This is a genomic window from uncultured Parabacteroides sp., assembly GCF_905196875.1.
Classification (GTDB): domain Bacteria; phylum Bacteroidota; class Bacteroidia; order Bacteroidales; family Tannerellaceae; genus Parabacteroides.
This window is the reverse complement of record NZ_CAJJWO010000019.1, coordinates 33,472-47,034: the sequence shown is the minus strand read 5'-3', so window position 1 is coordinate 47,034 and position 13,563 is coordinate 33,472. Positions and strand designations below refer to the sequence as shown.

Here is a 13,563-nt window from a genome sequence, read left to right as displayed (position 1 = left end):
GATATGGATACAGAAGTTTCCTATAATTTTGACGACATTCGTCCGCTGAATAATGACGAGGTGAAGGATGCTATTGAAGCACTGGTAACCAACGAAGATTTCGAGCGGGCCTTCCGGTATATCAAACCGGATGTGAACTGGGAAGAGTTTTCTGAAACGATGCGTTCGTTCAAGACAAAAGAAGACTTTAAATCGAAGCTGGCTTACGAAGCGGTGATGATGGTTGCCAATAAGACGACCTTTTCATTGACGATCTCCGGACGAAGCCGTCTTCCGAAAGATAAGAAGCCTTGTACATTTATTTCCAATCACCGCGACATTGTACTGGATGCCTCATTCCTGAATGTAATGTTGTATGATGTGGGATATGGTATGACGCAGGTGGCGATAGGTGACAATCTGATGATCCGTCCCTGGATCGAGACGCTGGTTCGCCTGAATAACAGTTTTATCGTAAAACGCGGAGTTTCTGTTCGTCAGATGTTGGATGTAAGTAAGAAGCTTTCGGCTTATATACGCCATACGATCAATGAAACAAAAGAATCTATCTGGATCGCACAACGTGAAGGTCGTGCCAAAGATTCGAACGACCGCACACAGGGTAGCGTCCTGAAAATGTTGAATATGAGCGGGGATAAGGGTATCGTTTCCAATATCATGGATCTGAATATCTTCCCGGTTGCTATCTCTTACGAGTACGATCCGTGCGACTTCCTGAAAGCAAAAGAGTTCCAGATGAAACGAGATGATCCTGACTATGTAAAGAGCCAGCGCGACGACCTGTTGAGCATGGAAACCGGCATCCTGAATAATAAGGGCCGTGTTCATTTTACGCTGACAGAACCGATCAACGATCAATTAGCGACCCTCGACAGAAGTATGGAAAAGAATGAACTGGTTGCCGCTATCGCTTCCATCATCGATAAGGAAATCTACAAACATTACCGTTTTTATCCCTGCAACTATGTTGCTTATGATATGCTGACTGGTACTAAGCGTTTCAGTGGCAATTACGGACTCAGAGATAAGAAACATTTCGAAGAATACCTGCAGGGACAACTGGATAAGATTGTCTTGCCGAACAAAGACGAAGCATTCCTGCGCACGAAGATACTTGAAATGTATACGAATCCTTTGAAGAATCACCTGGCAAACCAGGAATAAGAAAAATAGAATTTGATATGGAAAAGGGGCTGTCTCATTAAAGACAGCCCCTTTTATTTGTACATTTTTATACACAAAATTGACCAAAAAGTACAATGAAATGGCCTCTCGATACAATAAGAGAAAGTTACAATTACTTAATTTTGTCTTACACAATCAAAGTTCTATCGATGACCTTAAAGCTACGGAAAGTAAGAGCTGGAACATGGAGATAGATGTAGAACAAAAAAGGTATAATAACATCTAAAATGAAATGTGTATGAAAAAAATTATTTTTATGACCCTTGCGGTCGTTGCTCTCTTTTCGTGTAAAGAGGATGAAGTAATAGATAATACGGATGACAGCGAATCGCTGGTCGTGTTGAATATTAATGTACAAGGGAGGAATGGAACTCGTGCTGTTGAGCCTGGACATGAGGTCGGAACAGGGACAATTAATCCTACTGTACGTACAGTCACTTTTATGGCGTATGACGGTTATGATAATTTGCTTACATCGATTCTTTTGGATGATGATCAAATGAAAGCTGCTTTGTATGGGGCATATAATAAAGTAGATGGAACTCCTGGGGAGACACAAAAACCTGTAGAAGGAGCTACGATCGGTGTTCCGAAAGGAACTACTAAGGTTGATGTAGTGCTAAATGCTTATTCCAATGATGATAATGTAACTAATATTAATTTTTTCAATTATAAAGATGGAAAAAATGGATCGAATGTTGCTTATCCTACGGGAATGGAATATAGTTATGATCGGGTGCCGTTGGTGTCAAAGACTGGTAAAGTGTCTCTTGCAACTTCGAGTATAAAACCGAATGCAGGGTCTAAAGTTCTTACTTATGTGGTCGATTTTGAGGTTCTTCCTTCATTTGCTCGTTTCGAAGTTCATGGTGCTATTGATGTTAAAACACCTGAAAAGTGGGAGGATTTTTGGGGGAATCATTGGTTTACGATGACACTTGGTGACTTTAGGGCTTTTGTTGATGGTGAGTTAGCGAATGTTAAAATAGGACCTATTGATTCTGATGGAGTTATTAATCTGCATAAGCCAAATGACATGACAAATCCTACCGGCCCTTATGACTATGGATATTGTGGAGCGATTGCTGGTACACTGACTAATGGCTTTGCTGATACAGATGATATCACAGATGATAAAACTATAGTCTATCTTCCTGAATATTTTTATATACATGGTAATACTCATGTTACTCCTACTGTTGGCTCTGCCGGTACTCCCAAGATTGATCCATTGACTAACGTTGTCTTATTAAATGCAGCAGATGCAAATGCTGCTGGCAAATGGCTCAAGAATCCTTATGTTGAGGGTAAGAACATAACTTGGCTGACATGGAATCCGAACGCTTATTATGCAGTTGATGTAGAAGAAATATTTATTAATAATATAAAAGTACGTTCTTCATCAGATCCCGTTTTTCTGATGGCTTGGCCTGGAAGTGAATCTAGTTCGTATTGGCCGAACTGGTATAAAGCTTATCATTTAAATGGTTGGCATACAGCGGGAGTATCTAGTGGACACACTTTTTTGTGTATGGGAAATATGTGGGATAGAATCGCTATAAATGCAACAGGAGATGCCGGATCAATAGATGTTCCGGGAATTGATCTAACAGGGGGATCTTCCGGTCATACGGACAAAATGCCGGTAATAACTAAAAAGGCGGCAGCATTTGCTGGTAAATCTGAGTATTACTCAACAGATCGAAATCTGGGTGTTGCAAAAAATAAAGCAGCCGGTTATCAGATTTTTCCACAATCAACAAACATAACAGACATTGATGCTAATAAGGATCAATTGGGTTCTGTTTTGCCGCATATTATTGTTAAAGTGAAGGCGTATAAGACTGCCGCAGATTATCAGACGAATTCAGATAGCTATGTAAAGGATAAACAATTTGTGACTTTAAAATTGTTTAAGAGTGGTTCTACTAATCATGTAACAAGTTTTGCTATAGGAAATATCTATCGTTTGGATTTATCCACTTTGCTAAGTAGTATGGTTGGTACTACTCCTATCCCTGGTGGAACCCATCAACCAGATCCTACTGATCCAACTAAACCTATCCAACCCAAAGATCCTTTTGACCCGGATCCTGAAATGCCTGGTGCAAATGTGGAGGTGACAATTAATGTGATTCCATGGACGATCCAAAATATCACACCGGATATTTAATTTGGATTTTCTTTTCATAATGAGGTGAAAGTTTCCGGCAAAAAGGATTTTCTCTTGCCGGAAATCATCTTTTCTAAACAATGAACCGATATTTATAAAGAGAAACTGGCATGCGGATAAAAGGTGTTTTTTATTTGTTGGCAACTTGTCTCATAACGGTGATATACAGTTGTATCGACGAGGACATATCCCCATGTCCGCCCAACGGAGTGCAGTTGCAATATGACTATGTATTAAACATGCAATATGGTAATGAGTTTGGCAGGCAAGTTAAGGATTTGAAAACTTTTATTTTCGATGAGGCAGGTGTGTTGCAGGATACCTTATCTCCTCAAATCATGGGTGGAGAGCTGAGTGATAACTGGACAAGGAATGTAGAACTAGCTCCGGGTAAATATACCTTGGTGTCGTGGGCTAACAGTGTATCCTGTGATCAGCATTTTAAGATCACCCATAATAATGATCCGCTAACTCCGTCTTCGACAGGTGTTGTCATAGGGCAAACTAAACTGGATGATCTTCGAACATTTTTACGTTATAATCTCGATCCGGCTGACAACGACCAGGCTACACCACAAACCGATGCTTTTAGTGACCTGTTTTATGGTATTGCGCAAAATGTAGAGGTGAAATCGATGGAGATGACTACAATCCATACTTCTCTCATCAAGGATTCGAAGACAATTCGGGTAAAAGTGATAAACCTATCGGCAATAAGTAAGCCGGCACCTGTTGCTAGACAGTTCACTTTTAAGCTTACCGGTCGTAATGCCCATTATAAATGGAACAATAAGACGGGGGAATCGAGTTATCTGGTGACCTATACTCCCCATACAGTTGCGATAGACCATGATACTTTGCAGGCTGATATTAAGACTTTGCGTTTGCAACCTTATGATGCGGGTAACCTCTTTTCGGCTCCTGTATTGTTGGAAGGAAGTTGTGGTTCGCTGAAGTTTTGTAAAGAATTGGATGTGGTCGATTTGATACTGAAAAGTAAGATACCTTCCCGTGATTCAAGGGGACAGATTCAAAAAGAGGCTGTCGGCGACACTATTTGGGTTTATCCTACTTTGGAATATCTCGATCGACAAGATATTTTTGAGATAACATTCGTGTGTTCAGGTGGTGAAGAACCTGATCCTGGTCCCGGACCAAGCCCTGATCCAGATCCAGATCCCAGTCCTGACCCTGGTCCTGATCCTGGGCCCGCCCCCGACCCTAGTCCAGATCCTGGCCCTAGTCCCGATCCCGATCCAACTCCTGACCCTGATCCGGATTTGAATCCGAAAGTTGTAATTACAATATACGTGAACGGCTGGAAAATACAAGATATTGTTCCGGATTTATGAAGAAAGGCGATATGGCTAAAATAAGGAATAATCGAATCAAATGGATAATCTTGTTATTCGGTTTGGTATCGTTGTTATCAATAGGATGCAGTGAAGAGCAGGCGATTGGTACTCCGACCGTCGATGCCTCAGGAAACGCTGTGATGCGTATCTCGGTGCGTGCGGCCGGCGTTTCCACTGAAGTAGGAAATGTAGCTGAAAACGCTATACGTTCGTTGAGGGTGTTTTTCTTCACTCAAGATAACAGTCTGTTTGCCACTCAATATTATGAGGATAAAGACTTAATGTCCTCATTGCCGACTGATCCTAAAAAAGCATATGATTATTTTATAAAAGATGGAGATTCGTACGTCATATCTAAACTGTTCAAAAAAGAAGTTCCATTGAAAATAATCGTGGTGGCAAACGAACTGAGTTCTCTGACTGGGGTTACTAAGATAGACGATATCAAAGGAACCGTGCTGCGATATTATGATAATTATAATAGCAATGGTAAACTGGATATTAACATTGCAGGCTCCGGTGGTACTAACCGGGGATATATTCCGATGTATTCTGAAACAGGGTTAATGTCTGTTTATGAGTGGGATGCATCAAATGGGAAAGATGTAAAAATGAATTTGGAACGTGCTTTGGCAAAGGTAACTTTGAAAATAAAAAAGGGAGATACATTCTCGGATGTGTCTGGAAAAGGTAAGTTGGAAATTGCTAGTGCATCTATAGTCAATGTTCCCCGACGAGCTTGGCTGGATAGATCGGATTTGGGATATTCCGATACGTATGTTTCTACCTTAGCAAAAAATTTTGGAACGCATCTAGTCATTGAGCCCACTACCACAGGGGATGTAAGTACGGATGTGCTGACTTTCTATATTCCTGAACATAATTTGGTTGAGGCCGCCTTTAATAATGGAATTTATACTTATATCCAGGTGAACGGGGAGTTTACCGAGGCAGATGGTTCTACTAAGACAAATACAAGTTATCAGATTCCCCTAGGAGATGGTGTCTCTGCGTATAATGGAGGTTCTATTGATGTAGGCAATTTGTCTTTGAAAGATTTGCATATATCTAAAAATACCTCTTATCAGGTGGTGGCAAGCGTGGCTACGAAAGGAAAACTGGAACGATTTGAAGTGAAAGTTACACCGAAAGAGTGGGAAAACCCTGAAAATATAGAAGCCAATCTGGGAATCCCTTATTTGAATGTGACGAGTTTGCATGTGGATATGTCGGAGAAAAGGGTTAATGTCTATTTCTGGACAAATCAGGACAAACCTTATATAGGTGAAGATGGTGTCATGAAAGATGAGAATCAATCCGAGAGTCTTATAACTGTGAATACGGTATTTAAGGATCTTTCTTGTTCTTTGGGAAATACGACAACTCATTTTGACTATAAAGCATTATCAAAAGGTGGATATACTGGTTCTATGATTTTTGAATTTGATAATGATGACAGATATGAAAACATAGCGACCTATAAATTGACATTGCATGCCGGGGAACTGACTCGAACAATAGAAGTTAATTCGAATCCAATTATTGGAAAAGTCGTATTTGACGGTAATGGAGGTAAGATTGAATCGGAGGATACTTATATGAAAGAAATCAGATATGCAGATTGGCCAGGAACTACATTTTTTGGAGGAGAGTATGAAATAGCCTCGCCTAGTTATACGTCTCCGGCTGCTGATAAAGAATTTCTTATGTGGGTCTATTCCGGTGATGAGAGACAGGTTGATGTAGATAATGATGGAAAACTGAAGATTATTATTGGTGGATATATTACGGGAATCAAAGCTTTGTGGAAATAAAAAATAAGTAAATGTCTATGAAACGATTCGCTATAATAGTACAGATCACGCTGTTTTTGATGTATTTGTGTACGTCATGTGTGGATGAGACTCTTGTTAAATCAGGAACTTCGGATGTGCAATTTCGGTTTACTATATCGACTGCAGAAGAAGGTGTTGTAGATGTTAAAACGAAAGGGGATACTTCGGCAGATATTAATGATATCTGGGTACTTGTGTTTAAGGGTGATGATAAAAAGATTTCCACTTCTGTAAAGGCTACTTCTGTAGGAAATAATGCTTATTATGCCAATTTGGATAAAAATGATTTGGAGAATTCTGAGTTATTGGTATTGGCTAATATTGAAAGAGTGATGGCTACTAGTGCTGGTTTTGGAACGACTTACGGTGAGCTGCAATCAAAGTTGGTTGTGCAATTAAATAGAAATAAAGAAGGTTTGATTGTACAGGATGCCTCTCCAATATCTATGGTGTCAGATTTGAACTCATATAACGGTCTAAGTCTTGATTTTGAGCTTAATCGTTCTGCTGCAAAAGTGACAGTTGAAGTTGATGCTAGTAATACAAAATATAAACTGTTGGGTATTAATTTGGCACATGTTGCATCAAGAGGTGCTGTGTTTGAGGAGAATACTCTGACGGACTATGGCGTTGGAAATTATGCCGGTATAGTTTCCGGTGATACTTATTCCACAGATGTGATGCTTAGTGAATCGACTGATGGACTAACAACATCACCTCTATATGTGTTTTACACTCCCAAGGATAATCAACCTTCGATTATTGTAAAAGGAGAGTTTGATGGAGTAGAAGGGTATATCCGGTTGGCTCTTTGGAAGGCTAGAGATGATTATTATGACATAACACGTAATCATCAGTATATCGTCAAAATGAAGAGTATATCCATTGCGGGGTATCGCACTGCCGATGAGGCGATAAAAAATGCTCCATCGAACGAATTGGTAGGTGCTGAAATTTCAGTTATTGATCCTAGTGCACATGATATAGTCTCCAATGGTGAACAGTATTTAGGTGTATCTAACAGCTCTCTAATTATTTATAATGGAGGAGAAGTAGATAATCTTTTGGCTACTGTTTGTACCTATACATGTGCAAATGACTGGATAAATAATGGTTCTCAAGGATTTATTAGGGTTACTGGAGATGGATTGACTTTGGCCGATGGTAATAAGGAGAAGCAGTTTGCTTTAAATTCCACCTCTACTAAGGAAGCTACTGAGGATGTGAAAATAAACTGTGATAAAGATTTTCAGACCGGAACGTTGACATTGCATATTGGTAATTTGAGCAAGGTAGTTCATATTGAAAAACGGGATAGTCTATCGGCTACTCCTGATGAATTATTATTTGAAGGAGTGACGGTCGGTGACCAAAAAGAAAGTGCAGTACGTGATGAGATTCAATTTGCTGAAGAATCTGGAAAATATGAGCTGGAAAGACAACAAGGAAATTTGTTTTTTAGCAATACAGGAAAGCTTTATGTTTTGGTTTCTGCTAATGTCGGCTATGGTACAAATTTGCGTGACCGTGAAGGTGAGTTTTTTGTTGCAAGTTCCGAAGACGACGGACGTACTAAGGTTGTCTTTACCCAAAAGAAACTGGATGTATACTCCGAGTTAGCCCAAATCCGTCCTTATACATTTGTCGGAACATTTCATCGTGCGAATGAGACAGCTGAGCGTATCATTCGTATCAAGACAACAGACAAGGTCGGAAGTAAGTGGAGAGCGATAGTCGTGGTGGGACAGGATTTTATTGAATTGGATAAGAATCCTAGTCCAGATCTGGGGATTACCAGATATGCTTATGGGGTAGAAAATATTGATAAGCCGGATGGAAGTGCGAAGGATAAAGCAAATTGGACTACTGCTGCTGAGGTTGAGAATAACTGTCAGTTTAGAGCTGACGAAAAGGGGAAAATACTCATTTCAGGTGAAGTAACGACTGATACTCCCAGTATTTATTTCCGCGTCGGCATGAAAAGTCGGTTGCCAGGAGGTGCCATCGGAGCTCCCCGTTATGGGTTAATAGCTCTTATTCATGCTACAGGTACACATCTGATTTATGTTCGTCAGGGAGAATCTGACGATTATTTATTGCGTCCCAGCGATCCCATACCGGGAGGAGAGGCTCCTGGACAATCTCGTGTGATGGCAAAGAAGATATCACCATTCAATCTGACTTTGACAAAGGATTTGAGAGATAAATTAACAAAATGGTTTGATTTCTCTAATGGCGAAAAGGCCGATTTTACAGATTATCCGTCTCAGGGAGGCTACTTTTTTCAAGCTTATCCATCGCGCGCCTACTATCCGGTAGGGTCTGTAACCGATGTTAATTGGCAAAAAACGTCCAAAGAAGAAGCTAAAGAAGTGTTCCCTGATAAATATCGCCTTCCAAAAGATGGGGTTGATAATAATTTAGGATCAGTAGTTGGCTCTGAAATGCGTCAGTCATTTTGGTTGAATCCATTTAATGGGAAGGAGAGGTCAAGTTATGATAATATGTTACGTGGTTATATAGCAGATGGGTATTATGACAGGAGGCCTATGCGAGTACCTAATACTCAAAATCATCAGAACGAGGGGGCTGCGAATATTTATGAATTTGAGACGGTTGATGGAGTGACTTATAGAATTCCTACATTGGTGGGTGAAGGTGCTGAAATAGGATATGCTGGGATATTATTATATAATCCTTATAATTTTGCGTCTATATTTATTCCTGCCAACGGTTCTCGCTTTGGATCTCTGGAAAATCTAATTTGGGGTCAAGTGCAAGGAACCGGAGCAGAATCTAATCTGTGGTCCGGGACTTATTTCAACTCTAACGCTTGGTATTTAGCAACAGGATATTACAATACGCCTAATGCCTCTTGGGTTTATTCATGGAAATTTGTTTTAGATAACTATAGATCATCTGTAAATGAGGCATTTTCTTTACGTTGTGTAAAAGACAATTAGTCTTTTCCCGAATTTGTTTATGGCACTTACCTGTTCTCCTTCGCATACTTCGACGGGCTCATACCGAACTGTTTGATAAAGGCAGACCAGAAATAAGATTGCGAGCTGAAGCCTACCGCTTCTGAAATTTCGTAAATCTTCATGTTTCCTTGCAGGAGCAGTTCGGCGGCCTTCTTCAGACGGCTGATCTTGATCAGGTCGTTCGGAGTCAGATCCGAGATAGCGCGTATCTTGCGGTATAAGGTCGGGCGGCTCAGGTGCATCAGGTCGGCGATTTTATTGACATCGAGTTCTGGATTACCGATGTTGTCATTGATAATTTCGTTCAGTTTTTCGAGGAAACCTTCGTCGGCCTTTGTATAGGCCATCGACTTCATATTGGCGATCGGCGAATTGAAGTAGAACTTGCGGATATTATCCCGGTTGGAAAGCAGGTTGGATATCTGTGCCATCAGCAGGCTGGTGGAGAACGGTTTTTCGATGTATGCGTCTGCTCCCAGTTCCAACCCTTCCAGCCGGGCCTGCATAGTATTCTTGGCTGTCAGCAGGATGACCGGGATATGGCTGAATTCGATATCTGTCTTTACGCTCTGAAGCAAGGCGAAACCGTCCATGACAGGCATCATCACGTCGCTAATGATCAACTGGATACTTTCCTTCTTAAGTTGTTCCAGCGCTTCGGAGCCATTGCCGGCGATCAATACGTTGTAGCTTTCGTTGACTTCGTCGGCGATGAAAGCACTCATTTCCTTGTTATCTTCGACGATCAGGATGGTGGGGCGGCCTTCTTCCCGGGTATAAGCGATCTTCCTGGATTCGGGTAGCGGCTGGACATCCTCTTCAGCTGTCTTGACGGCGCCGGCCAGTTTGACGGGCAGGGTGATACGGAACAGGGTCTGGTTACCCGAAGTCTCTGCCAACTCGAGCGTGCCGTGATGCATTTCAGCCAATGAGCGTGCCAGCGGTAGACCTAGTCCTGTACCCGGTTTATCTTCATTTCCTTTGATACGGTAGAAAGGTTCGAATATTTTCTCTCTCATTTCTGCCGGAACAGGAGTGCCGTCGTTGATAAAGTCGATCGTGAAAGTCTCGTAGTCGGCAGACGGCTGCAGGCGTACGACAATGCTGCCGGCCGCATATTTAACGGCATTCGAGAAAAGATTGCTCATTATTTTGGTGAGCGCTTCGCGGTCGACAAACACATAAAGTTCCTGGACGGTCAGGTCGAGGTTCAGCAACAGATTGTTTTCTGTAGCTATCTCCTGGAAACGTTTAGCCGTTTCGGTCAGCAGCGAGACGACCTCCGTACGGACAAAGTTCAGGCGGTAACCTTCTATCTCCGTCTTTCTGAAATCGAGTAGCTGGTTGACCAGCGAGAGCAGACGTGATACGTTCTTGTCCATCAGTGTCAGCGAGTTATTCTCTTTCTCACCGATCTTATCCGATCTTAGCAACCGTTCGAGCGGGTTCTTTATCAGCGTCAGCGGCGTGCGTATTTCGTGAGCGATATTGATAAAGAAGTCGATCTTGGCCTGGTAAAGCTCTTTCTCCTTTTTGCTTTCGAATATCTGCATGTTGTAAGCCATGGTACGTTTGTTCTTTCGTCGCCAGTAGAAGATAAGGAAGATAATAACGGCCAGGGCAAAGATAGAATATATAATGTAGGCAGTCGTGGAAACCCACCAGGGCGGAAGTACCGTGATATGCAGGCGGGTGATTTTGTCTTCCCAGTTGTTCGATAAGTTGGCGGCCCTGACTTCGAATGTATAGTCGCCGGGATGCAGCTCGGTGAAATAGACAATGTTACGTTCTCCCAGCGGTATCCAGTCCTTGTCGAGGCTTACCATCCGGTAGGCATATTGTATAGACTTCGGAGCGATGAAGTTGAGAGAAGAGAAATTAATATTGAAGGTCGACTGACCGTGGTTCAGCGTGACCCTTTTTACCTCCGAGGAGGAAGAACTGTTGATGATCCGTCGTCCTCCTATCCCGTTCTGTATGTCGAGCGAACTGATATGCACATCCATCTTTTCGGCTGCCGGTCTTACGTCGCTAGGTTTGAAATGGATAAAGCCTTTTACCGTACCGAAGTAGAGCGTTCCGTCGTCGTCTTTAAATGCCGAGTTGTAATTGAACTGGCGGGTGACAAGGCCGTGCGCCTCGGTATATGTCATGATCTTTTCCGTTTGCGTGTTGAGACAGACCAAACCATTGGCCGTACTGATCCACAGGCAGTTATTTTCGTCCGGCAGGATACGGAAGGCCACGTTACTCGGCATTCCGTTCTTTACGGTATAATGCAACGACTCGCCGGTTTGGAAATCATATTTAATAACGCCCTCGACGGTGGCGAACCACATATTCCCGTCCTTATCTTCGCAGGCATCGTTCACGGTGTTGTGCCGTTGGGTATTGAGTTTGTCGTATTGCAGATACATGCCTGTGTTGCTGGTGTTGTTGAAGTAGTAGCTCCGGTTGAACATGCCGAGCCATATCTTCCCCGCACGGTCTTCGTACAGGCTGTTTACGGCAAAAGGCGGGAACTGGGAGGCATAGACAAAGCGGTCGTTGAGATAGTCGTAGCGAAAAATACCGTCTTCCGTACCGACCAGTATATCTCCCTCGCGCAATACTTTGATACAGCGCACCGTGCTGTTTTTGACGGTATGATTATCTTTCAGCAAATCATAATGCTTGACGACCTTCCTGGTCTTTATGTCCATCAGGTCGATGCCATGTATCACATGTCCGATCCACAGGTTATCGCCCGAAGCGGCCAGTCCGCGTATATTAGTATGGGAAAGGCTTTTCATACCGGGAACAGGCTGGTAGTTGGTAAATGTTTCCGTTTTCTTTTCCATGCAGTTCACACCCGCGTCTTCCGTACCGATCCACCGGTTTCCATAGGCATCGCTACAGATATCGCGTATCACTTCGCCTTTCAGCGAATGTGTCTCGTTCCAGGGATAATACACATTGAAGGGGCGGAAGGGGGAGTAGTAGTTCAACCCGTTCTGATGGAAACAGATCCAGACGCCTTCTTCCCGGTCTTCAAACAGGGCAGAGACGAAATGGCTCGAAAGTGCATACGGGTCGAGCAGGTCTTGCCGGATCCGTTTGCAGGTACCCTGTTGCAGATCATAGATAAACAGGCCCGAGTCTGTCCCTATCCATAGCTCTTCTTTGTCTTTTTCAAGGAAACAATTGATCAGGATGGTCAGTTGGTTTTTCTCCTGGATGTTCAGATCCTGGTATGTTTTAGTAAGTACGTTGAATATTTTCACGTCGTCATGTTCGAATGCTACATATATATTATCCGACGAGGGCGATCGATAAAGCATGGATAGCTTCCGGGAGGTCGTAGCCGGGGAATGTGCGAAGAGATCATATGAGTCGAGCGTGCCGTCTTCCGGATTCAGCAGGGAGATGAAGCCTTCCGAGTCTCCCAGCCAGAGGGAATTGTCGGGCATGATACAGAAAGACGTATAGGTCTGTCCGTTGTTTCCGGCAAAGATGTGAAACTGTCCGTCGGATATATTATATTGTATCAGGGTTCCGTCCATCAGTAGCCATAACAGGTTATTCTTATCGAACTGGAAGAAGTCGATCCCTTTGTTCTTGGTAAAGGGTACGTGAAGGAACGACTCTTTCGTTTCGTTGTACTGATACAGGCCGGAGAGTGTTCCGACCCACAGATTGCCGTCGTTATCGCAGTTGAGGTGGGTGATCCAGTTGTTACCGAGCGACTCGGCATCGTCGGGATCGTTGCGGAATACTTTAAAGGTATACCCGTCGAAACGGTTCAGACCGTCACGCGTCCCGATCCATATATAACCGCTTTTGTCCTGCACGCAGCCCGTCACCATATTATCGCTTAACCCGTTTTCCACCTGGTAATGGCGAAAAAGATAATTGCTTTCGTCGGCAAACAGCCAGAGGGAACAAGACAGGAAAAGTATAGATAAGATCAACTTCAGATAGCTCATAAATAAGTTTGTTGTTTGACACTGCAAGATATATAAAATTGTATTACGGGTTTTCATTTATTGTAT

The 13,563-nt window shown here is 42.6% G+C and carries 6 protein-coding genes; 5 read left to right on the top strand and 1 reads right to left on the bottom strand.

Annotated features, from left to right (window positions below):
• The first annotated feature begins 3 nt into the window (after positions 1-3).
• From QZ076_RS08820 to QZ076_RS08800, 5 genes are all read left to right on the top strand, one after another.
• Positions 4-1,164, top strand: a complete 1,161-nt coding sequence (locus QZ076_RS08820; protein WP_293712551.1) for a 1-acyl-sn-glycerol-3-phosphate acyltransferase — start codon at positions 4-6, stop codon at positions 1,162-1,164.
• A 259-nt stretch (positions 1,165-1,423) separates the two neighbouring features.
• Positions 1,424-3,358 (top strand): hypothetical protein, encoded by a 1,935-nt coding sequence (locus tag QZ076_RS08815; protein WP_293712550.1) that lies wholly within the window; start codon positions 1,424-1,426, stop codon positions 3,356-3,358.
• 110 nt (positions 3,359-3,468) lie between these two features.
• Positions 3,469-4,710, top strand: coding sequence for a FimB/Mfa2 family fimbrial subunit (locus tag QZ076_RS08810; RefSeq protein ID WP_293712549.1), 1,242 nt, complete (start codon positions 3,469-3,471; stop codon positions 4,708-4,710).
• Positions 4,707-6,527 carry a fimbrial protein gene (locus QZ076_RS08805; RefSeq protein WP_293712548.1) on the top strand — a complete coding sequence of 607 codons (1,821 nt, stop codon included), beginning with the start codon at positions 4,707-4,709 and terminating at the stop codon, positions 6,525-6,527. Before QZ076_RS08810 ends, QZ076_RS08805 begins: the two co-directional genes overlap by 4 nt.
• Before the next feature lie 17 nt (positions 6,528-6,544).
• Complete coding sequence (locus QZ076_RS08800) at positions 6,545-9,511, top strand: hypothetical protein (RefSeq protein ID WP_293712547.1); 2,967 nt, start codon at positions 6,545-6,547, stop codon at positions 9,509-9,511.
• Positions 9,512-9,537: 26 nt separating this feature from the next.
• On the opposite strand, the gene QZ076_RS08795 is transcribed toward QZ076_RS08800, so the two are convergent.
• Positions 9,538-13,497, bottom strand: a complete 3,960-nt coding sequence (locus QZ076_RS08795; protein ID WP_293712546.1) for a hybrid sensor histidine kinase/response regulator transcription factor — start codon at positions 13,495-13,497, stop codon at positions 9,538-9,540.
• Between the last annotated feature and the right edge of the window lie 66 nt (positions 13,498-13,563).